This is a genomic window from Pedobacter sp. KACC 23697 (assembly GCF_045348445.1).
Lineage (GTDB): Bacteria > Bacteroidota > Bacteroidia > Sphingobacteriales > Sphingobacteriaceae > Pedobacter.
This window is the reverse complement of sequence record NZ_CP157485.1, coordinates 3116206-3138849: the sequence shown is the minus strand read 5'-3', so window position 1 is coordinate 3138849 and position 22644 is coordinate 3116206. Positions and strand designations below refer to the sequence as shown.

At 37.4% G+C, this 22644-nt stretch carries 20 protein-coding genes; 14 read left to right on the top strand and 6 right to left on the bottom strand.

Annotated features, from left to right (window positions below; genetic code table 11):
• Positions 1-7: 7 nt before the first annotated feature.
• Both ABEG20_RS12480 and yihA read right to left on the bottom strand, forming a co-directional pair.
• Positions 8-865: a UbiA-like polyprenyltransferase gene (locus ABEG20_RS12480; protein ID WP_406823667.1), complete on the bottom strand. Its 858-nt coding sequence runs from the start codon at positions 863-865 to the stop codon at positions 8-10.
• A 204-nt stretch (positions 866-1069) separates the two neighbouring features.
• Positions 1070-1693 (bottom strand): ribosome biogenesis GTP-binding protein YihA/YsxC, encoded by a 624-nt coding sequence (yihA, locus tag ABEG20_RS12475; RefSeq protein ID WP_406823666.1) that lies wholly within the window; start codon positions 1691-1693, stop codon positions 1070-1072.
• A 154-nt stretch (positions 1694-1847) separates the two neighbouring features.
• Between yihA and ubiE the strand changes: the two genes are divergently transcribed.
• The 14 genes from ubiE to murI all read left to right on the top strand — a co-directional run bounded on the left by ubiE (position 1848) and on the right by murI (position 15453).
• Positions 1848-2579 (top strand): bifunctional demethylmenaquinone methyltransferase/2-methoxy-6-polyprenyl-1,4-benzoquinol methylase UbiE, encoded by a 732-nt coding sequence (gene ubiE, locus ABEG20_RS12470; protein WP_406823665.1) that lies wholly within the window; start codon positions 1848-1850, stop codon positions 2577-2579.
• Positions 2576-3373, top strand: coding sequence for an outer membrane beta-barrel protein (locus ABEG20_RS12465; RefSeq protein ID WP_406823664.1), 798 nt, complete (start codon positions 2576-2578; stop codon positions 3371-3373). Before ubiE ends, ABEG20_RS12465 begins: the two co-directional genes overlap by 4 nt.
• A 90-nt stretch (positions 3374-3463) precedes the next feature.
• Positions 3464-4222, top strand: coding sequence for an SDR family oxidoreductase (locus ABEG20_RS12460; RefSeq protein WP_406823663.1), 759 nt, complete (start codon positions 3464-3466; stop codon positions 4220-4222).
• A gap of 163 nt (positions 4223-4385) precedes the next feature.
• Positions 4386-4832 (top strand): GatB/YqeY domain-containing protein, encoded by a 447-nt coding sequence (locus tag ABEG20_RS12455; RefSeq protein ID WP_406823662.1) that lies wholly within the window; start codon positions 4386-4388, stop codon positions 4830-4832.
• A gap of 194 nt (positions 4833-5026) precedes the next feature.
• Positions 5027-5791 (top strand): alpha/beta fold hydrolase, encoded by a 765-nt coding sequence (locus ABEG20_RS12450; protein WP_406823661.1) that lies wholly within the window; start codon positions 5027-5029, stop codon positions 5789-5791.
• Entirely contained in the window at positions 5792-6454 is a 663-nt protein-coding gene (locus ABEG20_RS12445; RefSeq protein ID WP_406823660.1) for a CBS domain-containing protein, read from the top strand. It abuts the gene before it with no gap.
• A 9-nt stretch (positions 6455-6463) separates the two neighbouring features.
• Entirely contained in the window at positions 6464-7345 is an 882-nt protein-coding gene (locus ABEG20_RS12440; RefSeq protein WP_406823659.1) for an NAD kinase, read from the top strand.
• A gap of 2 nt (positions 7346-7347) precedes the next feature.
• The gene (locus ABEG20_RS12435; protein WP_406823658.1) at positions 7348-8160 is read left to right on the top strand and encodes a DUF6089 family protein; all 813 of its coding nucleotides are present in this window, start codon (positions 7348-7350) and stop codon (positions 8158-8160) included.
• Between the two features lie 19 nt (positions 8161-8179).
• Positions 8180-8920: an isoprenyl transferase gene (locus tag ABEG20_RS12430; RefSeq protein WP_406823657.1), complete on the top strand. Its 741-nt coding sequence runs from the start codon at positions 8180-8182 to the stop codon at positions 8918-8920.
• 149 nt (positions 8921-9069) lie between these two features.
• Positions 9070-11628 carry an outer membrane protein assembly factor BamA gene (gene bamA, locus ABEG20_RS12425; protein WP_406823656.1) on the top strand — a complete coding sequence of 853 codons (2559 nt, stop codon included), beginning with the start codon at positions 9070-9072 and terminating at the stop codon, positions 11626-11628.
• Between the two features lie 108 nt (positions 11629-11736).
• Positions 11737-12717 carry a hypothetical protein gene (locus tag ABEG20_RS12420; RefSeq protein ID WP_406823655.1) on the top strand — a complete coding sequence of 327 codons (981 nt, stop codon included), beginning with the start codon at positions 11737-11739 and terminating at the stop codon, positions 12715-12717.
• Between the two features lie 252 nt (positions 12718-12969).
• The gene (locus tag ABEG20_RS12415; RefSeq protein WP_406827397.1) at positions 12970-13500 is read left to right on the top strand and encodes an OmpH family outer membrane protein; all 531 of its coding nucleotides are present in this window, start codon (positions 12970-12972) and stop codon (positions 13498-13500) included.
• Between the two features lie 62 nt (positions 13501-13562).
• Positions 13563-14141, top strand: a complete 579-nt coding sequence (locus ABEG20_RS12410) for an OmpH family outer membrane protein (RefSeq protein WP_406823654.1) — start codon at positions 13563-13565, stop codon at positions 14139-14141.
• A 484-nt stretch (positions 14142-14625) separates the two neighbouring features.
• Positions 14626-15453: a glutamate racemase gene (gene murI / locus ABEG20_RS12405; RefSeq protein ID WP_406823653.1), complete on the top strand. Its 828-nt coding sequence runs from the start codon at positions 14626-14628 to the stop codon at positions 15451-15453.
• Positions 15454-15605: 152 nt separating this feature from the next.
• Here murI and ABEG20_RS12400 read toward each other — a convergent pair whose 3' ends face one another.
• The 4 genes from ABEG20_RS12400 to ABEG20_RS12385 are packed head-to-tail and all read right to left on the bottom strand — an operon-like array spanning position 15606 to position 22461.
• Positions 15606-16745, bottom strand: a complete 1140-nt coding sequence (locus ABEG20_RS12400; protein WP_406823652.1) for a cytochrome-c peroxidase — start codon at positions 16743-16745, stop codon at positions 15606-15608.
• A 3-nt stretch (positions 16746-16748) separates the two neighbouring features.
• The gene (locus ABEG20_RS12395; protein WP_406823651.1) at positions 16749-18329 is read right to left on the bottom strand and encodes a DUF6850 family outer membrane beta-barrel protein; all 1581 of its coding nucleotides are present in this window, start codon (positions 18327-18329) and stop codon (positions 16749-16751) included.
• A gap of 29 nt (positions 18330-18358) precedes the next feature.
• The gene (locus ABEG20_RS12390) at positions 18359-19684 is read right to left on the bottom strand and encodes a DUF4876 domain-containing protein (RefSeq protein ID WP_406823650.1); all 1326 of its coding nucleotides are present in this window, start codon (positions 19682-19684) and stop codon (positions 18359-18361) included.
• 2 nt (positions 19685-19686) lie between these two features.
• Entirely contained in the window at positions 19687-22461 is a 2775-nt protein-coding gene (locus tag ABEG20_RS12385) for a carboxypeptidase-like regulatory domain-containing protein (protein WP_406823649.1), read from the bottom strand.
• Positions 22462-22644 lie beyond the last annotated feature (183 nt).

Genomic DNA, 22644 nt, shown 5'->3' with positions numbered 1-22644 from the left:
CTCATTTTTATTTATGTCTCAAATACGCATCTATTAAAAAGCATATTGCAAATACTACCGATGCATAACCATTTAAGGTTTGAAATGCCCTATTTACTTTACTAATGTCATTTGGTTTTACCAGCAAATGCTGATAAATCAACATCGAACAGAAAAACACAATACCTACGTAATAAACCCAGCTAAAGGATGTAAAAAACACAGGTAAAATAACACAAGTGGCCGAAAGTATATGCAAAAGCACCGAAACATTTAAAGCATTTTTAATGCCAAGTGCTGATGGGATGGAATGTAATTTTTCTCCGCGATCAAATTCTTCGTCCTGTAAGGCGTATATGATATCAAACCCACTTACCCAAAATAATACCGTTAAAGAGTAAAGTACAGGTACCAGGGCAAAATGTCCGGTTACGGCAATATAAGCACCGATAGGGGCAAGCGCCAGGCCCAGGCCCAATACCAGGTGGCACAGTGCAGTAAAACGTTTGGTGTAGCTGTAAAATAAAACCACAAATAAGGCAACCGGCGATAAATAGAAACAAAGTGGATTAATAAAATAGGTAGCAATAGCGAATAGCAGGCAATTGATGATTACAAAAGTAAGTGCCTCATTTGCCGAGACTTTACCCGCAGGGATATCGCGCATTTTGGTCCTTGGGTTTTTTGCATCAATATTCCTGTCGAGATAACGGTTAAAAGCCATGGCTGAGTTTCTGGCAAAAACCATACAGAGCAACACTAAAATGAGTTTATACCAGGAAAATGGATTTTCTGTTGTGGTTACGCCCAAAAAGAAACCAATCATGGCAAATGGCAGCGCAAAAACGGAGTGAGCGAATAATACGAGTGAAAAGTATTTTTTCATTTATTAGAAAGGGTTAACTGTACAAATCGGTTAACTGGTTAATTGTGTTAGTTGAGTCAATGGTTTTATCGTTCATTGATAGCTTAAGGGTTTAAAGAAAAATCAGTCGTTAAATCGATTTCTGAAACATGCTTTGACCAATGAACTACAAAACTATAAACCATTTGACCAATCAAACTAATGACTAATGAACTAATAAACCATCTAAAACTTTTTATAATCCGTTGGAACGACGAAATCTTTATTCACTTCATAAATGAAATTTAAAACTTCATCTTTTCCGTTGCCTTTTTCGGCAGAAGTAATAAAGGTTGACGGAATCTCTTCAAAAAATTCGCCCAGCTTTTTTTTAAAGGCCGCTACATTTTTCTGTGTGGTGGTCATTCCTTGTTTATCTGCTTTGGTAAAAATAAGCGAAAAAGGGATTTGTTTTTCGCCCAGCCAATAGCAGAACTCGATATCGATTCCCTGCGGTTCTAAACGACTGTCTATCAAAACAAAAACGCACTGTAAGCTTTCTCTTTTAGTGATGTAGGCGCGGATAAATTTTTCCCACTTCTCTCTACTCGTTTTAGAAACCTTCGCATAACCATAACCTGGTAAATCGACAATATACCAGGCTTCATTAATTAAAAAATGATTAATCAACTGTGTTTTTCCCGGACGCTGAGAGGTTTTGGCCAAACCATGTTGATTAACGAGCATGTTGATCAGTGAAGATTTACCTACATTAGAGCGGCCAATAAATGCATATTCGGGCATAATTGGTGCCGGTAATGCCGAAATCTGTGTGTTGCTGCAAACAAAAGTTGCCGTTTTGATAATCATTGTGCAAAGGTATGAATTAGTTTTGAGTTGAGAGTTGGGCGTTCGGAGTTGAAAATCCGTCGTCGTCAGCGATTCGTAAAGTTTAAGGCAATCGCTAAACTGCAAACTCTAAACTCCAAACTGCAAACTCTTTTCTATATCTTTGCTCCATATCATGAATCAGAATATTACCCCATACCAAGTAGAAGATGCAACTAAAAAAGAGCAGGTTGCAACCATGTTTAACAACATTTCTGGCACTTACGATTTTTTAAACCATTTTCTTTCTTTAGGGATTGATGTATTATGGCGGAAAAAAGCCATTAAAGAATTGGTTTCCATCCAACCCCGTACTTTACTGGATGTAGCTACAGGAACTGGCGATTTTGCTTTTGAAGCGATTAAAAAGCTGCATCCGGAAAGGGTAATTGGCGTTGACATTTCTGAAGGCATGTTAGAAGTGGCCAGAAAAAAAATTAACGAACGTAGTTTAAATGAAGTTTTCGCCGTTCAGGTGGGCGATTCTGAGGGGTTGCATTTCGAAAACGATACATTTGATGCCATAACCTGCGCATATGGCGTGCGTAACTTCGAAAATCTCGAAAAAGGATTAGCGGATATGTACAGGGTATTAAAGCCCAATGGTAAAATGGTCATTCTGGAATTTTCAAAACCAAAGGTTTTCCCGGTAAAGCAATTGTATAGTTTTTACTTTAAACAGGTAACGCCTTTTTTTGGAAAGCTTTTCTCGAAAGACCACAGAGCCTATACTTATCTGCCAGAATCGGTAGCCGCTTTTCCAGACGGGAAGGATTTTACCAGCCTGATGGAAAAAATTGGGTTTAAAAGTACCAAACAAAGAATTTTAACGTTTGGAATAAGTTCGATATATGTAGGAACCAAATGATCAGAAAATTAAGCCTCATTCTTTCATTTCTTATGATTTCTACAGCTGCCTTTGCTCAAAACTGGGGTGGTGGAATAGATGATGAAGATTGGAGTTTTGGTTTTAATTTTCAATATATCTCTGCCGAGTATAAAATCCTTAAAAAGCCAAATTGGCGATCCCCTTTTTATGAAGTGCCAAATTCTTTGGATCCATCGTATGATCCAAATTCTGGCATTCCGGTTACCTCAACCTTAAATGCTGTTTCCAGTCCGCCATCTCAAGGTTTTGGATTGGGCTTTGTAATGAATAGAATGATCTCTGATAACTTTGATATCAGGGCAACGCCTTCGCTTATTTTTAGCGATAGGGTAGTCACTTACGAGTATGAACCTATGGCGCCGATTAACGTTGGCAACGGCCAAACTAAAAATTTCCAAACAGTGGTGGATAGAAAAGTGCAGGCCACCATGTTTGAATTTCCACTGGGCATAAAGGTAAAATCGAACCGGCTGAACAATTTTAGGGTATACTGGTTAGGTGGCGCTAAATATTCTATAGACATCGCTTCGAAAAAGAAAACCTTTGATGAAGGAGAAACTGCTGTTAACAAGTTTTTAAAAAATAAAAGGAATTATCTGTCTTACGAAACGGGTGTCGGTTTCGATATTTATTTTGAGTATTTTAAAATGTCGCCCGAAATAAAACTATCCTACTCGGCCAACGATTTGCTACAGCATGACAATACCATTTACGCCAACCCGATAGATAAGTTGAAATTACGTCAATTAACATTCAGTTTAATTTTTCAATAGTCCTGCAATTCAAAAAAACTTACCTTTGCTGGTGTAGGTAAATCCAAGAAGGTATCTTAAAGGCTTTACCCACACTTAAAATTCATAAAAATGTCTAAAATCGCATTAATTACAGGCGCAACTTCTGGTATTGGCGAAGCTTGCGCCCATACATTTGCCCAGCAAGGCTACAATCTGGTATTATTGGCCCGCAGAAAAGATCGGTTAGCTAAAACTGCTCATCATTTGGAAGATAAATATGGCATCAGTATTCAACAGGTTTTGGCAGATGTGCGCGATAAAGATAGTCTTGCTGCAACATTAGAATCCTTGCCGGCAGCATGGAAAAAGGTTGACGTTTTGATTAATAATGCTGGTTTGAGTCAGGGTTTAGATCCTATTGATAAAGGTGATACCAATGATTGGGACACCATGATTGATACCAATGTGAAAGGTCTGCTTTATGTAACCAAAATTGTGTCCAACTGGATGATTCCAAATCAATCTGGCCATATTATTAATATAGGCTCTATTGCAGGGAAAGAAGTTTATCCAAACGGAAACGTATATTGTGCCAGCAAACATGCCGTAGATGCTTTGAGTAAAGGCATGCGTATTGATTTATTGCCCTATGGCATAAAGGTTACCGAAATTAACCCGGGTATGGTAGAAACCGAATTTTCGGTAGTGCGCTTTAAAGGTGATGAAGACCGTGCGAAAAAGGTATATGAAAACCTGGAACCGCTCATTGCCGATGATATTGCCGATGCCATTTGGTATGTGGTAAGCAGGCCAAAACATGTTAACATTAACGATATGCTGATTATGCCAACCGCACAGGCTACTGCTACGATTATAAACAGAGGTTAGTCAGGTTAACTGTATAAACTGTTTAAATTGATAAACTGTACGATTAACCGATTTGAAAAATTAACCAACTAAGAAAAAACAAATTAGGTTTTTGGACTATGGGTTTCTGCGATTAACCGATTTGGACAATTAACCGATTAACCGATTAACCATTTAAAAGAAAATGATATCAAATACAATAGATCAGGAAATTAAAAAAGCCATGTTGGCTAAAAATAATGCACAGTTAAGAGGCTTAAGAGCAATAAAGGCAGCTTTACTTTTGGCAAAAACGGAGAAAGGATCTTCAGAAGAAATTACAGAAGAAACCGAAATTAAAATTCTTCAGAAACTGATTAAGCAACGCCGCGAATCTGCTGATATTTACAGGCAACAAAATCGCGAAGATTTGTATCAGGTTGAAAACGAAGAGATTGAAGTAATTAATCAGTTTTTGCCTAAACAGTTAGATAGGGAAGAAGTTGCCTCAATTATTGAGGGGGTTATCAAACAATCTGGCGCTACATCGGTTAAAGATATGGGTAAGGTAATGGGGATGGCAAACGCAGCACTGGCTGGTAAGGCAGATGGTAAATTAATTGCGGAGATTGTTAAAGAAAAACTAGCTTAGTAGAGCTTAAAGCAGAAAGACTAAAGCTAAAAGCTGATAAAAGAATATGTATCTTGATACTATTTACTTGCTTCTTGATACTTATAAATAGGTTTTTATACCGTTTTCGATTTTATTTCAGAAAAATGGCATATAAATGCATAATTTTAATTTTACTCTACTAACTTAGTACTACAATACCATCTATAATAGATATGACTTACCCGATAATAGAAGAAGACGGATTTAAATACATTGAAGCCGGAACTGGCGAGACACTGGTATTGCTGCATGGCCTAATGGGCGAACTAAGCAATTGGGAACAGGTTATAGAACAGTTTAAAGATCGCTACAGGGTAATTATTCCAATTTTACCAATTTACGATCTGCCTATTTTAACATTAGGCGTAAAAGCATTGTCGAGATATCTTCACCGCTTTCTAAAATATAAAAATTTAAGCCAGGTAGTGCTTATAGGCAATTCGCTTGGTGGCCACGTAGGTTTGGTATTTACGGTTGCTCATCAGGAGTTTGTTAAAGCGCTGGTACTTACGGGCAGTTCTGGTTTATATGAAAATGCTTTTGGAGGGTCTTTCCCGCGTAGAGAAAGTTATGATTACATTAAGGAAAAAGTAGAATTTACATTTTACGATCCGGCAACAGCAACCAAGGAACTGGTTGATGATGTTTTTAAAACGGTTAACGACAGATCGAGGGTTATTCGGATTTTAACCATGGCAAAATCGGCAATACGCCACAACATGGCTAAAGACCTCTCTAAAATTACCATACCGGTTTCATTGATCTGGGGAAAAAACGATAAGGTTACACCACCGGAAGTGGCAGAAGAATTTCACCAGTTATTACCCAACTCCGAATTAAATTGGGTTGATAAATGCGGACACGCACCTATGATGGAGCACCCACAGATATTCAATGCATTTTTAGAGAAATTTTTAGATAGAATATTGTTAAAATAAATGTTTGCAGCAGAAATCATATCAGATGCAATTCCATCACTAAGAACCGATGACACGGTACAGAAAGCTTTAGATCGTATGAACGATTTTAAACTAAAGCATTTACCGGTTGTTAACGAGGTAACTTTATTGGGGTTGGTATCTGAAGATGATTTATTGAACATTGATAATCACGATACACCACTAAGCAATAGCGCTATAAATATACTTCATGCTTTCGTTTTTAGTGATGCACATGCCTACGATGTCCTCAGGTTATTCAACCAGTTAAAGTTAACATCTGTTCCGGTTTTAGATCAGCATAAAAATTATGTTGGTTTAATCCCTGTCAGCAGTATGGTAAATGCCATGGCCGAACAGTACGCGGTTAATGAACCTGGAGGAATAATCGTTTTGGAGATCGGTAACCGCGATAATTCTTTGGCACATATTGCACAGATTGTTGAAGCTGATAATGCACAGGTGCTCTCTTCTTACGTAAATTCTTTTGAAGATTCTACACGACTGGAGGTAACGCTCAAAGTAAATAAAACAGAAATTACTTCATTGGTAGCCGCTTTCGAAAGATATGATTACCTGGTTAAAGAGGTATACAATAACACCCAGACTGATGATGGATCGCAGGAGCGTTACGATTCTTTCATGAACTATTTAAATGTATAAACCTGCTTTATGAGGATTGCAATTTACGGCAGAGATTTTAACGATACAGTTTTGCCCTATGTACAAGAGGTTTTTAATCATTTAATTGAAAATGATATTCAGCTTGTTTTATACGCTAAATTTAAAACATCGCTTCATGGCAAGATAAAATTGCCTGTAAATACCATTATTTTTCATAACCATAAAGAACTAAAGGAACATGCCGATGTATTGTTGAGCTTAGGTGGAGATGGGACTTTACTGGATACTTTATCATTGATCCGCAATTCTGGCATACCTGTAATCGGCATCAACTTTGGCCGCCTCGGGTTTCTGGCCAGTATCAATAAAAACGAAATCGGATCGGCACTCCATGCATTGATCAATAAAGAATATACTTTAGATTCCAGGTCACTTTTAGCATTAGAATCGGACAATGGTTTATTTGGTGAAGAGAATTTTGCATTAAATGATATTACCATTCACCGTCGCGATAATTCGGCGATGATGATTATCCATGCCTCCATGAACAATGAATTCATCAACTCTTATTGGGCCGATGGATTAATTATTGCTACCCCAACGGGATCTACAGCCTACTCTTTAAGTTGTGGTGGCCCGATTATTTATCCCGATTCTAAAAACTTTGTCATTACACCTATTGCACCACATAATTTAAATGTACGGCCGGTAGTTGTACCTGATAGTAATAAACTCTCTTTTGAGGTAGAAGCCAGAGAATCGAAATTTTTGGTTTCGTGCGATAGCCGGACTGTTACCGTTGAGCGTTCAGTAAAAATTAGCATAAAAAAGGCAGACTTTTGCCTAAATCTGATCCGCCTTAATAATGAAACTTACTTAAACACGTTAAGGAATAAATTATTATGGGGTATTGACACCCGTAACTACTAATTATGGCACCAGGCAAACAGCTATTCATTATAGCCCTTCTCATTTTTTGTGCGCAGGTAGTTCATGCACAGCGTACAGTGGTGGGCGACCCTTCCTGGGAAGTTGGGATGATGGCTGGCGGTGCGGGTTATATGGGCGATCTTAATCAGAACAATCCCCTGCAGATCAGTGGCTTGTCAGGCGGAGCTTATGTAAAGCGAAATTTTAACCAATATGTGGGCATCCGTTTAAATTATACCTATGGGCAGATCAGGGCTGATGATGCCAGCTCCGGTAATGAACAATTTCGTGAAAGAAACCTGCGTTTTAAAACAACGCTAAACGAGTTTAGCGGATTGGTGGATTTTAATTTTTTTAATTTTAACCTTGGCGGCGGAACACGTCAATTTACGCCGTACCTTTTTACCGGGGTTGGATTACTCGTATTTAAGCCTACCGTAGATGTTTATGGCGAAAAATACAGGTTAGACCGATTAGCTACCGAAGGCCAGGATAATAGTTATAAAAATGCGGTGTTAACTATTCCTTACGGCTTGGGGCTAAGGTACAATTATAAAGATACCTGGAGCGTTTTTACCGAATTGGGGTACAGAACACCACTTACCGATTATATTGACGATGTTAGCGGCCGCTATCCAACTAATCCCGTTTTAGTTAAAAGTGGAGATAGCTGGGTTAATTTATCCGATCCTTCGGCTAATCAAATTGGAGCACCGGGTACCCAAAGAGGCGATTTTAGAAAAAGGGATACTTATCTATTTGTTAGTATAGGCATATCTTTTACCTTTGTATCCTCAAAATGCTATTCCTTTTAAGCTGATTTTGACATAATTAATGGGATTTAAAGAACAAATAGACTATAGCCGCCTGCCAAAGCACATTGCCGTAATTATGGATGGTAATGGAAGATGGGCTAAAGGCCAGGGCAAAGTGCGGGTTTTCGGACATGAGCAGGGGGTACTTTCTGTAAAAGATATTGTAGAAGGTTGTGTTGAAGTGGGTATAGAATACCTTACCTTATATGCTTTTTCTACAGAAAACTGGAACAGGCCCAAAGAAGAGGTAGATGCTTTGATGCAGATTCTGATTTCGACCATCAACAGGGAAACCGAAACACTTAATAAAAACAATGTTAAGTTAAATGCCATCGGCAATATTGCATCTTTGCCCCAAGAATGTATCGATGATTTAAAAGAAGCCATGGAGAAAACAGCCCATAACGAAAAATGTACTTTAACACTGGCATTAAGTTATAGTGCAAAATGGGAGATTCTGGAGGCGGCCAAAAAAATTGCTTCAGCTGTAAAGGATAACGATATTGCTCTGGATGATATTAACGAAGACCTGTTTGCATCTAAACTGACAACTGTAAATATACCCGATCCCGAACTCATGATCAGGACCAGCGGAGAACACCGCATCAGCAATTACCTGCTTTGGCAAATGGCTTATACCGAGTTTTATTTTACTGATGTTTTATGGCCAGATTTCAGACGCGAAAATCTTTTCGAGGCTATTGTAGACTATCAAAAACGCGAACGCCGTTTTGGTAAAATTAGTGAACAATTAAACTAATTTTTCTTTTAACACTTTTTAACAAGCGTTTAAACTAACTTAGCGCCACTTTTATACGATAAATGAAACCATAATAAGGGAACAACGTAAAGAAATTTTGCTTTATAAAACAGCGTTACCTTTTGGTCATTACTGAACAAATAATTTTAATGAAAAGAATATTTCAGGTTTTAATCCTACTCGTTTTAGCAGCTCCGGCCTTCGCTCAAATACGTCCACAAGGTCAGGCTCCGGTAACCCCCTCTTTAAAGGTTGGTGGCTTAGATCTCGATTATTTTAGTCCAAAAGAGTATATTATCGGAGGTACAACGGTAACAGGAACCCAATATTTAGATAAAGAAGTATTAATCACTTTGTCTAAACTAACTAAGGGCGATAAAATTATACTTCCTGGCGAGGCAACTTCTGATGCGATTAAAACACTGTGGGCACAGGGCTTATTTGATGACGTTAAACTGAACATCGAAAAATTTGTACAGGATTCAGTTTATTTTGAAATTGAAGTAGTGGAGCGTCCTCGTTTAAGTTCTATCGATTTAAAAGGTGTCCGTAAATCTGAAAAAACGGCCATTCAGGAAAAGCTGAATGATAAAACAGGCAAAATTGTAAACGATAACCTGTACAATACCACATCGGCCATTGTTAAAAAGTACTTACTGGATAAAGGCTTCTTCTTTACCAAAATCGATTACAAAACACGGAAAGATCCGAATGCAGAAAACAGTGTGGTATTGGAAGCTTATATTGATAAAGGTCACCGCGTTAAAGTACAGCACATTGATTTTACCGGAAATAAAGATTTCAAATCAGCAAAACTGAGAAAATTCCTTAAAAGCCCTAAACAGTTTGCATGGTGGCGTTTTTGGGGTTCCGGAAAATTCTCAAAAGAGAAATACGAAGAGAATAAGGTTAAAATGATTGCTAAAATGCACGAGAAAGGTTATCGTGATGCAGAATTATTAAAAGATACCATTTACCAGTACAACCAGAAAAAAGTTAACATCAGAATGGACCTTTACGAAGGTAAAAAATATTATTTTGGTAATATCACCTGGGCTGGTAATGCCATTTACCCGGATAGTATTCTGAAAAAAGTGTTAACCATTGAAAAAGGTGATGTTTTTAGCGAAGAAAGATTAAATAAAAAATTAAACGGTGGCGGCGAAAACGGCGGCGATATTAACAGTATGTATACCGATAACGGATACTTAACTTTTAACATCGACCCGGTACAGACCAAAATTTATGGGGATACGGTTGATGTGGAATTACGGATGTATGAGGGGCCACAATATACCAATAACCGCATTACGGTAAAAGGTAACACGATTACAAATGATAAGGTTGTTTTACGTGAGATCCGTACCAAACCTGGACAGAAATTTAACAAAAGTGATTTAATCCGTACCATTCGCGAAATTGGTCAACTGGGTAATTTCGATGAGTCTAAAACCGTGCCTACACCTCGCCCTAACCCGGCTGATGGTACTGTGGATATTGAATATGCGGTAGAGGAAAAACCTTCAGATCAAATCGAGCTTTCAGGTGGTTTTGGCGGTGGCCGGATCATTGGTACGTTAGGTTTAACTTTTAATAACTTCTCGTTACGTAACCTGTTTAACTTAAAAGCTTACAAACCACTGCCAAAAGGTGACGGACAGAAATTAAGCTTACGTGGACAAACCAACGGTAAATATTATCAATCCTATAGCTTCTCCTTCTCACAACCCTGGTTTGGTGGCGAGAAACCGGTAAGCTTTGGTGTAAGTGCGTTTACCTCATTGCAAAATGTTCCGTATAGTAATACTGGTAGCAGTCCATTAGATCAAAAAATCCGTTTAAATGGGGTAACGGTTAGTTTGGGTAGAAGATTAAACTGGCCGGATAATTACTTTCAGCTAAGTCATGCTGTAAGTTTTCAACAGTATATATTAAATAACTATGGAGGATTTCTATTTCGGACAGGAACATCTTATAATATTAATCTATCACAGGAGCTAAGTCGTGATTCAAGAGATTCACCGATATTTCCTAAATCAGGCTCTTTCTTACGTTTCTCTATCCAGGCAACGCCACCATATTCGTTGTTGAATAAAACAAATTATGCGACAGCATCTGATCAACAAAAATACCGTTTTACGGAATACCATAAATGGAAATTTGATTCGCAATGGTACCAAAGGATAGCAGGTAACCTGGTTGTTAAAGCCCAGGCGCAATTTGGTTTCTTAGGCCAGTATAACAAAGCCGTTGGTCAATCTGCTTTCGAACGGTTCAAGCTGGGTGGTGATGGGATGCAGGGATTCGATTTCTTACAGGGATCAGAGATAATTGCTATGCGTGGTTATGCAAATAATGCTGTTATTCCTGCTGGTACCAATCCAAGCGGAATAAATACTGCACAAACTTCTGGTAGTCCGATCTATACAAAATATGTGTTAGAAGCCCGTTATCCGGTAATTGCTAGTCAGCAGGCAACAGCCTTCGTTTTAGCTTTTGCAGAAGCTGGTAATACCTGGAATAGATTTGGTGATTTTAATCCCTTTAACGTGAGAAGATCAGTTGGTGTTGGTGCACGTATTTTCTTACCTATATTTGGATTATTGGGTATTGATTACGGACATGCATTTGATAGGATCCCTGGTATTCAAGATGGGGGTAAACAAAACTTTACTTTCAGTATTGCACAGCAATTGGGTGGATTTTAGTTTGTATTATTTGTTAGCTTTTTTTGTATTGTTTATAATTCTGCTTGATGTGGTTTAACTAAATTTTTATTAGTATGTTTGTTTTTATTATATAACTCTTAAAAATTTATGAAGACAAACACTCAAAAGATTATTTTTAGTACTGCTTTTGCTGCAGTTCTATTGACTACATTAAATTCTTGTAAAAAAGAAAATGAGCAGAATGGCAATTTATTATCTGTGAGTAAAGCAACAGCTTTATCCGTGAAGAATGATATGTTATCTTTTAGCTCACAGGCGGATTTTAATAAGCTTGTTAAAGAATATAACCAATTATCTTTAAAACAAGTGGATGAAAAGTTAATTCATTACAATTATCATTCTTTGGCAACAGATACCCTAAGCGAAAACAAAATAACAGATGTTAAAGATCCTGTTATTAAAAGGTTATTAAATAGAGATGGAGCCATTAATATTGGTGATAAAATTTACTTATTAGTTGGAGATAAGGAATTTACTGTCAAAAATTCTGATTTTGAAATTTATGAAAAGTTAAAAGGAGATATAAATAACTCTTTGTTAAAAAACGATACAACGAAGGTGGTTGAAAAGATAATTCAGAGAGGGAGATTAGATGTTAAATCTGATGGTAAAAATTTAAGTGTTATGTCATTATCCCCTGGGATAAAAAGGCCCGTTACTTTATCTGTTTTAAGCGGAGGGACTCAAGTAAATTACTCAAATGAATACGATAACGGCAGGCCTGAAAGAGTTAAAATATTTGCATGGGCAGAAAATTACACTTTTAGTTCTTCTTGTGGGGTTTCTCTTACTGGTGAAGCATATAGAAAGGGCGGGGCTTTCGGAGGTAAGAGTTGGAGAGAAGACTTAATGTATTATTCAAGAATTTATGGAAGCTACACTATTACTCACTACGGAATATTTACAAATACCTTCGACACAGGAGCACAAAGTCTTATATCTGAGTGTAGAAATACTTTTTCTTCAGGTTCATCTGGATTGACGCCTGTAATAAATACATTAAATGCTACATACGAATGGAGAAAAGCTCCTCAGAATCCACAGGAAACTTTTGTAAAGAATTTTTAATTTAAATTTTGTTAAAAAAAGTTAAAAGCCCAAGTTTACTTGGGCTTTTGCTATTTGATAGTATCTTTGTGAAAAATTAAATTTAATAAAATAAAATATCAAGATCAGAGTTTAAAGAAAGCTTAGGTTATTATATATCATTAACACACACACACACACACACACAAATGAAACCATCAGGATTTTGCCTACTTGGCAATAAAGAAGATAAAATCATGATAGCTTCATCACCTTTAAAAAAACATTAACATGATGAAAAAGTATCTTTTTATCGCATTTCTACTCTGCACTTCTTTTGGTGCATTTGCGCAGAAGTTTGCTTACGTAGACAGCGAATATATTTTGAAACATTTGCCAGAATATAAATCGGCACTCAGTCAGTTAAACGTAGCCTCTAAACAATGGCAACAACAAGTGGATCAGAATTTTTCTGAAATTGACAGGATGTATAAAGCTTACCAGGCCGATCAGGTTTTATTAACTGATGATATGCGCAAACGACGTGAAAACGAGATTATAGAAAAAGAAAAACAAGCTAAAGAATTTCAACGTTCGAAGTTTGGGCCTGATGGGGATCTTTTTCAGAGCAGGGTGAAACTCATTAAGCCTATCCAGGATAAAGTAGCCGAAGCTATTAAACAGATTGCAAAAGCTAAATATTTAGACTTCATCTTCGACAAGAGTAGTGAAGCCACAATGATGATTTATGCCAGTAGCAGTTACGATGTAAGTAACGATGTAATTGTAAAATTAGGTTATAAACCAGGGACCGTAAATAATTAGTATATTCGTCCCTGATTTTTGAAGGAAAACAAACAGAAAAAATAAAAAAGTAAAATAAAACGATGAGAAAGTTAATTAACGTATTCTTTGTAGCAGCAGGGTTAATGTTTACAGCGAATATGGCAAGTGCACAACAAAAATTAGGTCACATTAATTCTGAGGAGGTTTTTGCAAATTTACCTGAAGCTAAAGCAGCTCAAACTACACTTGAAACCTTGGGTAAACAAAAGCAAGCTGATATTGACGCCATGATCAAAGAATATCAGACTAAAATGACAGCAGCAGAAGCTAAGCAAAAAACGTTAAGTGAGGCAAACAAAGAAACAGTTGGTAAAGAATTACAAGCTGCTGGTCAGGAATTACAGGATTTAGAGAAACGTATCACTGATGCCCGTACTAAAGCTTCGCAAGATATAGGTACCAAACAAGGTGAGTTATTCCAGCCCATCCAGGCTAAAGTGGCAACAGCCATTTCTGCTATTGCTAAAGAAAAAGGATTAGCTTACGTTTTCGATATTGCAAACGGTCAAGGTGGTAACAATTTAGTATTCTGGGATGGTGGTGATGATATTACCGCTGCAGTTAAATCTAAATTAGGTATTTCAGCTACTGCTGCAAAACCAGCTGCACCTAAGAAATAGTCTAAGTCGGGACTTCGGAGCACAATTCTCCATCCTACTTCAAAATATAAAGCGGAATTAAGTTTAACTTAGTTCCGCTTTTTGTTTTATTAAGTGTCGTCTTGCTGAACTTGTTTCAGAATCATAAAAATGAGATCATCATTTAGAAGGTAGGTTCTGAAGAAATCTATATCAGATTACATGTCATCCTGAGGGAAAATTTATTTTATAAAAATCAATATGATTGACAGGTAAATTTTATTAGTTAATATCTCTAGAAAAATCGTCATTCCCAACTTGATTGGGAATCTTAACGCAAGCGCTTTAAGATTCCCGCATGCGCGAGAATGACGACACGACTAGTGGATTCTGTCAGTAGTAGCCTGTCGATGGACTTTCTTAAACGCTTATTACATCATTTGCAAAGTTAAATTAAAAGGTTCTGCTTTTATAACTCTTCAACCATCAAACATTTAAGCTAACTTTACAACATTCCAACTTTTCAATGGCAGGCAAGCAAAATTTTTCACCAATAGGTATTTTCGATTCAGGTTACGGAGGTTTAACGGTATTTCGCTCCATTGCCGATAAATTGCCCGATTATAATTATATATACCTGGGCGATAATGCCCGTTCCCCATATGGCGATCATGCTTTCGATACCATTTATAAGTATACTTTAGAATGCGTAGAATGGCTCTTTACAAAAGGTTGCGATTTGGTGATTTTGGCTTGCAATACCGCTTCAGCTAAAGCACTTAGGACCATTCAACAGCGTGATCTGCCTGCTAGGTATCCCGATAGGCGCGTATTAGGTGTAATCAGGCCAACGGCAGAAGTAATAGGTGAGTACACCGGCACCAGACAAGTGGGGGTAATGGGTACCAGAGGAACGGTTAATTCGCAATCATACCTGTTAGAAATCAATAAATTTTTCCCCGATATACAAGTGTACCAGCAAAGTTGCCCCATGTGGGTTCCACTCATTGAAAACAATGAGCATTTAGAATCAGGAGCAGATTTTTTTATTGAAGAATACTGCAGTCAGCTGCTAAACCAGTCGGCCGATATCGATTGTGTATTGTTGGCCTGTACGCATTATCCTTTATTATTGCCTAAATTAAAGACTATATTTCCAGACTACATCAATATTTTATCGCAAGGAGATATCGTAGCCAGCAGTTTAGTAGATTATTTAGCACGGCATCCTGAAATTGAAGAAAAACTAGGCAAGCAAGGAGAACGATCTTTTTACACCAGCGGTGATCCGGCAGCATTTGACGAACATGCATCAATCTTTTTTGGCGAAGCGCTGAAATCGGGTAAGATGTAAGTTAATTTATTAGTAATTGGTTATTTGTTTGTATACCAAACCGCTAGACCTGGAGGACGATTGGTAGGTTAACTTTTAAAGCTGTTAAACTACTACCAACTCTGAACTGCAAACTGTAAACTGCCAACTGTAAACTGCCAACTTCAAACTACCTACCGCGGTAACTGCTCAACCCTCAACAATACTGTTGGCGATGACAAGGCATCTAAAAAGGCAATAACAGCATCCCTCTCGGCCTTGCTCAGCTTTAAACCTTTTAATAACTTATCGTTTTTAGGCAAAAGTGGGTCGTTTACTTGTTCTGGTTTTACCCTTTGCACCGGCATGCCTATGTTATACATATTCATTACGCCATCCATATCAGGGAACAGACCATTATGGAACCATGGAGCAGTTTTCATCACATTTCTTAAACCAGGTGTTTTAATCTTGCCTACATCTTCTGGTTTCTTGGTTACGTTGTACAACCCTAAGTCTTCATATTTACGACCGAAATAGGTCAAACCATCATTGTGAAATTCATTATCGGTAAACAATGGTCCATTATGGCAGTTGATGCAGCGGGCTTTGGTGCGGAATAAATGTAAACCCACCAATTGCTGATCGGTAAGTGCTTTTTTATCTTTAGCCAGGAAACGGTCAAAAGGTGTTCTGCGGCTTACAATACTGCGCTGAAAAGTGGCCAGGCTCTCAAAAATCCGCTTATTGGTAATTTTATTTGAGCCAAATGCGGCAGTAAAGTAAGGTTGATAACCTTTAATCTTACTCAGTTTTTTAGATAAAACTTTCATGTCCTGGTGCATTTCATTATGGGCCGCTACCGGACTACCTGCCTGTTCTTCTAAACTGTTTGCCCTGCCATCCCAAAACAGGCGTTTGTAAAACCATACATTCTCCAGTGATGGTGCATTTCTGATATTGGTTAAATGATCGTGACCAATTGAAACTTGACGGCCATCCGTCCAGTGTAAATCAGGCGCATGGCAGCTTGAGCAAGAAATCTGGTTGGAACCCGATAAACGCGGATCGAAAAATAAAATTTTACCCAGCTCTACTACCTTTTTTATTGAATCATTTTTCAGGTCAACAGGGGAGGGTGGGAGTTCGCCCAGTTCCTGAAATACCACACCTTTATCTATCGTTGGTTTCGGCCATTGATCAGTAGGTTTCGAATAAACTTTGCGCAGGCTATCAACACTTAGTTCTTCCTCATCGTTAAAATTGACCGATTGGAAAGAGAATAAGATTAGTCCGGTGAGAATTAAGGAAAGGGTGGCAAAAATTTTATTCATGGGTTAAAAATAGAGGTTTAAGCTGATATTGGAAGAAAAACGGTCTTTGCCGGGGGTATTAAAGGTAGTTCTCTGAAGATCGAGGTAGTTTCCTGTATGTTGAATGTAATTGCCTGATATTCTGATAGAGGTTTGTATACCTTTATAGGTTGGAAACGAATAATCAGCCGCAAAACCAACTGCATAGTTATTAGATGTATTGAACTGGTAATCTGGATAAATAACATAGTTGTAGAAAATATTTTCATTTTCTATTGGTGCATAAAAGTTAGAAGATGTTTTTATGCTGTAATTTGCAGATACAGCTGCTCCGAAACTATGGTTTTTGTCTAAAAGTTTATTAATACCCCAACCTGCATTAAAATTAATCCGGCTGTAAGAAACATCAACCGAATAATTTCCATCTTTCTTGATATCTTCAAAATGCTGTACGCCAAAGTTTAAATTATTAATTAATCCATTTTCACCCTTTAAGGTATAAAATAGTTTCAATCCATAATATTCCTGATCATTGATGTAGTTTATTCCTGAAAGTTCAGTGTCATAACCGGCATCGGCATTGTAATTGTAATTGATAGCGAAATTAATTTCGCTTTTAGCTGTTTTTTTGTGCCAGATAAGGTCTGCAGAAGAATGCTCAATGTTGTAGGTCATAAATTCACTAAAGCCAACATTGTCGGTAAAATTTCGTTTAAACAGTTGAGATTCTTTACCCTTTTTAAAGGCTAACATTATGTTGTCATTTGGGCTTATTGCATAATTGGCATATACTTTTCCAAATTGACGATCCTGGTTATTATCGTATTTTAATAAGTTTTTAGTTTGAAGTATCTGTGCACTGGAATAACCGGTTATTAAATAATTAGTGAAAATTTCGTTAACCGTATTTTCAAAGTACGAACTGTTTTTATAACCTACACTAATTTGTTCTCTGCCATAACCGTATTGATAGCCCACTCCAACCAGTAATTTACTGGTAATGTTATAGCCTAATGCCGGATTAATATTTAACTGAAAATCTTTGACATCACCGCGCGGATCATTATTGCTAAAATGATTTCCTATTCTATAGTCTAATCCTAACGTAAGGGGCAGGTTATTTCCAATTATCGGTCTACTTACCGCTGCATTGATTCTGTAAACCGAACGTTCGTAATGGTTATTTTTTATCGATCCGAAATAATAAGGTGAGCTATTGCTAAATCTTGATTGGTGTGCCCATCGGGTACTGTCTTCAGTGCTCCTCTGATAATTGAATGAACCATATAGATGAAATTTCTCTAACGTTGTTTTACCTTCACTGAACAAAGAAATAGCATTGATTTTAGTAGCGTCTTGAACAGGAATATAATGCCCTTTATCAAAATCGTACTTAACGGTTAGATTATTGTATTTGTTCGGCATCATTTTTTCAATGAAGAAAGGGTTTTCTTTTGAAAATTGATACAGTTGTAGGAGTGCTGAATCAACAGAATAGATTTTGCTCACTAGTGATTGGTCACTCGATGCAAGATCATTGCGCTGTGCAAACAACTGTGAGGTGGATAAAAGTATAACTATTGATATAATGATGAGTTTTCTCATATAAATCTAAATGGTACTTGTAAATGTTTTTATTTAAAAGCTCTTGCTAAAGCAATGTCTAAAAAGTCGAAATCTTCGGTAGAGTTATTAGTGTCTTTTAATATGACCCTTCCGTTTTCTGTTCTGTCCGTTTTGCGGATAACCGATTGAGAAGTGTAGGCTCCTTGTGGCACAAATGCAAATCCGGCATCAAGGTCGGCCCCAAGTTTTTTTGGCAACCTGGATGAAGCAATATTGGGTTGTATTTCCATCGCATCGATGACATATTTCGACGGAATTTGATAATACTTGCGTGCTGTAGATGACGGCGTAGTTTTACTAGGCTCGTTATACATTGGCCAGTTTTTTACATTTTGTGTCCTATCCACTTTAAAAATAGCAATACCTGTTCTTCCATTATTATCCAAAATCATATCAGTACCTATATAAGAAAGCACTTCAACGTTAGTTACCAATGGGTTATCGATATCTGAATCTAAAGGTTTTGCCAGAAAAGAGCCATAATATGCTTCAAAGTCTGCCGTACTTAAATCTACTGTCAACTCTGGGTTTCTTACTGATATTGTTTGTCCATCGGTTCCTGTAAATGGCGATTTATGATTTAAAGCGGTTTGAGCCAAAACAATACTTTCTCCAGGTTTTACTGGATGTGTTGTGCCATTACCCGGGATCATACAAAGCGTTTTTGCGTAAATGAAGTCATTATTAGGATCTCCATTTGCGGTAACCATGTTGAGAGACTTCGACCAATCATATTGCCCGTTTGCTTGTAGATTATAGGTAGTGTTAGCTGTACTTTGTCTTCCCCAAATTTCGGTAATGTACAAGCTATCTGCATACATTACCTGGTCTGTATTATTATAAATTTCGATAAACTGATCTCTGTAAAGTGCGCCTAATGTTCTATCTGATCCTGCATAATATACCTGTTTTATTAACCAAGTACCTACAGCACCTGCTTTAAGGTTTAATATTAATTGTGCAGTATTATTTTTATTAACTAGCTTGTTTTTTTCAGAGGCATTAAATATTACGGGTTTTGATGTAATTATCCCTGTTATCGCTGTGTAATCTGCCGCAGATATCGTATAGCTTACATCTACATCATATCTTCCAGCTGGTAAATCATCAAAAGTACCCAAGCCTTTATCATTTGTGGTAAGTGTACGGAACCTGCCAGAAATTAAACTCTTTATCCTAACTGTAATATTTGCTACCGGAAAGGTGTAGCCGCTATTGGCAAGATCAAAAGCAACTTTTACATTCAAATCTGTAGGTGGTACCTCTGGTGAGTGTTCTTTTTTGCAAGAGAACAGTAATCCGATAACTATTATTAAAAGAAAATTTTTCATCATGATTAAAGTTTTAAGGATAATTCAATACCAAATGTTGGTGCGCTATTTGGCGACACAACTGTAATACTGTTAGGTCTTTGATATCTAGGTTGGTAATTCAAGAAATTATAGGCATTAAATGCAAACCTAAATTTCTTTTTAATTTCCTTGGCCAAGCTTAAATGGTAGTTGGAGTAAATCCGATATTGATTGTCAGAGGTAAGCTCATTTTCCGGTATAAACAAATGACCATAAACGCTGCTGTTAGGATCTGGATTTGTGATTTCTACATACCTAACATCCCGTGTAAAATAGGCTTTAGGTACACCGTCGCTTGCGTTGATAAGGGTTTTGTTTAAGAAACTAAACTCTGCAGTTAACTGTACAATTAAACTAATAGCCGGTATATGGGTTGAAGAGATAACCCTGCCAGAACTAAAATAGGTAGTCCGCTTTCTTGGCGCGTAAACTCCGGTAACAGGATAATCAGGAGCGGTATTATTATCCGAAATGGTAGTCCCAAAACGATTTGATGTTTCCTTATAATTTGAACGGTATATACCACCGCTGATATTAAATGAAGTAGATATGGCTTCGTATTTTGGCGTAGTTAATATTAAATCGAAACCTTGGTTATCTGTTTTTAGATCGTTGTTAAACTCATTGTGGTTAATTAAAAATCTTTTAACACCAGTTTCGGTAAGTATAGGTTTAGCACCTGGGACAAACACCGCCGAATATTGCGGGAGTGTTAATATATCGTATTGATTAACGGTATTATAGCCCTGCGTATTTAGCTTATTAAACAATGAAAACGATAACTGATAATCTGTGATTTTATATAAACCTGAAAGTTCAAAAGTTTGCCCTTTCGATGATTTTAATTTGCTGCCATCTGGATCAAAGCGCTGGATGTAGAAAATACTTGCGCTTTCGTTAGCATTTCCGTTGTAGGCATTTATGAGTGGAATATCAACAAATGTAGGGCCTGGGTATCTTTGTGCTAAACCCGGCGATTTTACTGATAGGCCATATGCAAAACCTAACCTAAAATCGTTGGTAATTTGATAGTTGATGTTGGTACGCGGAGAAAGCGTAACAAAACCGTTTTGTCCGTCTAACCTTAATCCGCCACGGAAATTGAGTTCCCTGTTATTGATTTTTAGTGAAAATACATCCTCGGCATACAGTCCAAAATCTTTTTGCGTATAAACAAGAGAAAAATCATAGTAACGCTCAGAAGGACCACTTGAAAGGCTGTTACCGGTTGTATTATAGCCGATCCTAGGTCTGGCTGGATCTGAAAGCCTGCCCAAACCCCTATTGGCGGCATAGGAAAAGTTTCCTCCAAAGTTTACAAAATGCCTTATTTCGCCAGTTCTATATTCAGCATTTAGCTCCAACTGAGCTGAAGCTGTAACCGGCCTTCCATCTACATCACTTACCGCAGTGTAAATCCCTTTGTCGTAAATTCCATTGGTAAAACCGGTTTCGGTTGAGTTGCTGTACAAAATATAAGGGCTATTAACAAATTGTTCAGTATAACTGCGTTGATGCGAATCGCTATAGCGTAAGTTTAAGCTGATGTTTTTTAAGAAATTTCCCTCAAACCTATAACTTGTGCGGTTGCTTAAGCTCATGTTCCAACTATCGAAATTCAATATTTTTGAGGTTGGATCATCATCATCTTTTTTAACACCATCCAAATTTTTTCCATAATCAAAACTCAAAGTATTTTTAAGCCTTTTGTCTTTTCCAAAGGCATTTGTCCACATTGCATTGGTGTTAACACGTTTATAGGCTTTAATTTTATCCCGGTTATCAGCATAAGAGTTAACGTAATTTACGCCAATATTAAAGCTGCCCAGTTTTGGTCCAAGTACAAAACCCTTAGAAAAATTGTAGGATGTAGCATTATCCCTTACCTGCATGCGAACATAGGCAGGAGATTTTCCTGCCTGGCGTTCTATGATCACTGCACCATCTGATAAATCGCCATATTTTACTGACGGTACGCCAGCAATAACTTCAATACTTTCGATATTATCTGCCGGGATCTGCCTTAAATCGGTACCTCCATAAGCAAAATCGCCACTGTAAGAGCTTGTAGAGGTTGTTCCTGTTAAACCAAAATCATTACTGCTGATACTTGTGCTGCCTAATCCCCTTAGTCCGGGGTTATAGCCTTGCATGTTGGCATTATTGGAAATATTGTTTCCATCAATGATGATGGCCACTCCAAATGAATTGTTAAGTGTAAATGGATCTCGGCCAGTAGTGGTTGGCTCAAAAACAGAGCGCAACGTCAAATTCTGGATATTCTGTAAAGAAGGTGGCGTAATTTTCCTGTTCGGAATCTGGTTCAACAAATCGTTTACGCTCAGGGCTGGAGTCTGCTCTATCATATCGCGGTTAATAATCAGCGATGAGTTGGTAGAGCCTGAGTAATTCCGCTTGGCATTGATCTCAATGTTCTCCAGGCTTAAGTCTAAAACCTTTAACTGAATATTACCTAGATTGGTTTCTCCGGCTTTAACAGTTACGGGGAAGCTTAACTTCTGGTAACCGATGTACGAGAACTCAAGCGTTAAAATGTTGTTCGTTTCCGATCCGTTAACCCTGAACATACCATGCTTATCGGTAATGGCATATTGGTTGGTTTCTACAATTTTGATGTTAACAAGTTCTAAAGGCTTGTTTTGCGGGTCAACCACTTTTCCGGTAACCACGTTCTTGATTTGCGCCAGCGCACTGCCACAAATAAATAAGAATAATAGGGATGTGTAAATTTTCTTCAATTTAGACTAAATCTTAATAAAGAAGCAAAGGTGTTAATTTAAGATGGATTATGCAAGTTATTTAGAATGGTTCTAATTAATAATACAGTGTTTTATGGTTTTTTGCTCTGTTGAAATCTTAATATAAAGAAAAAGCCGCCCAGGGCTGTTAATCTAAAGTTTTTTTTCATAGTTTTTAGTTTT

What these genes read in the sequence shown, in the direction of transcription:
- ABEG20_RS12480 (WP_406823667.1), bottom strand. Translation starts at nt 865, where the DNA reads ATGAAAAAATACTTTTCACTCGTATTATTCGCTCACTCCGTTTTTGCG.
- yihA (WP_406823666.1), bottom strand. Translation starts at nt 1,693, where the DNA reads ATGATTATCAAAACGGCAACTTTTGTTTGCAGCAACACACAGATTTCG.
- ubiE (WP_406823665.1), top strand. Translation starts at nt 1,848, where the DNA reads ATGAATCAGAATATTACCCCATACCAAGTAGAAGATGCAACTAAAAAA.
- ABEG20_RS12465 (WP_406823664.1), top strand. Translation starts at nt 2,576, where the DNA reads ATGATCAGAAAATTAAGCCTCATTCTTTCATTTCTTATGATTTCTACA.
- ABEG20_RS12460 (WP_406823663.1), top strand. Translation starts at nt 3,464, where the DNA reads ATGTCTAAAATCGCATTAATTACAGGCGCAACTTCTGGTATTGGCGAA.
- ABEG20_RS12455 (WP_406823662.1), top strand. Translation starts at nt 4,386, where the DNA reads ATGATATCAAATACAATAGATCAGGAAATTAAAAAAGCCATGTTGGCT.
- ABEG20_RS12450 (WP_406823661.1), top strand. Translation starts at nt 5,027, where the DNA reads ATGACTTACCCGATAATAGAAGAAGACGGATTTAAATACATTGAAGCC.
- ABEG20_RS12445 (WP_406823660.1), top strand. Translation starts at nt 5,792, where the DNA reads ATGTTTGCAGCAGAAATCATATCAGATGCAATTCCATCACTAAGAACC.
- ABEG20_RS12440 (WP_406823659.1), top strand. Translation starts at nt 6,464, where the DNA reads ATGAGGATTGCAATTTACGGCAGAGATTTTAACGATACAGTTTTGCCC.
- ABEG20_RS12435 (WP_406823658.1), top strand. Translation starts at nt 7,348, where the DNA reads ATGGCACCAGGCAAACAGCTATTCATTATAGCCCTTCTCATTTTTTGT.
- ABEG20_RS12430 (WP_406823657.1), top strand. Translation starts at nt 8,180, where the DNA reads ATGGGATTTAAAGAACAAATAGACTATAGCCGCCTGCCAAAGCACATT.
- bamA (WP_406823656.1), top strand. Translation starts at nt 9,070, where the DNA reads ATGAAAAGAATATTTCAGGTTTTAATCCTACTCGTTTTAGCAGCTCCG.
- ABEG20_RS12420 (WP_406823655.1), top strand. Translation starts at nt 11,737, where the DNA reads ATGAAGACAAACACTCAAAAGATTATTTTTAGTACTGCTTTTGCTGCA.
- ABEG20_RS12415 (WP_406827397.1), top strand. Translation starts at nt 12,970, where the DNA reads ATGAAAAAGTATCTTTTTATCGCATTTCTACTCTGCACTTCTTTTGGT.
- ABEG20_RS12410 (WP_406823654.1), top strand. Translation starts at nt 13,563, where the DNA reads ATGAGAAAGTTAATTAACGTATTCTTTGTAGCAGCAGGGTTAATGTTT.
- murI (WP_406823653.1), top strand. Translation starts at nt 14,626, where the DNA reads ATGGCAGGCAAGCAAAATTTTTCACCAATAGGTATTTTCGATTCAGGT.
- ABEG20_RS12400 (WP_406823652.1), bottom strand. Translation starts at nt 16,745, where the DNA reads ATGAATAAAATTTTTGCCACCCTTTCCTTAATTCTCACCGGACTAATC.
- ABEG20_RS12395 (WP_406823651.1), bottom strand. Translation starts at nt 18,329, where the DNA reads ATGAGAAAACTCATCATTATATCAATAGTTATACTTTTATCCACCTCA.
- ABEG20_RS12390 (WP_406823650.1), bottom strand. Translation starts at nt 19,684, where the DNA reads ATGATGAAAAATTTTCTTTTAATAATAGTTATCGGATTACTGTTCTCT.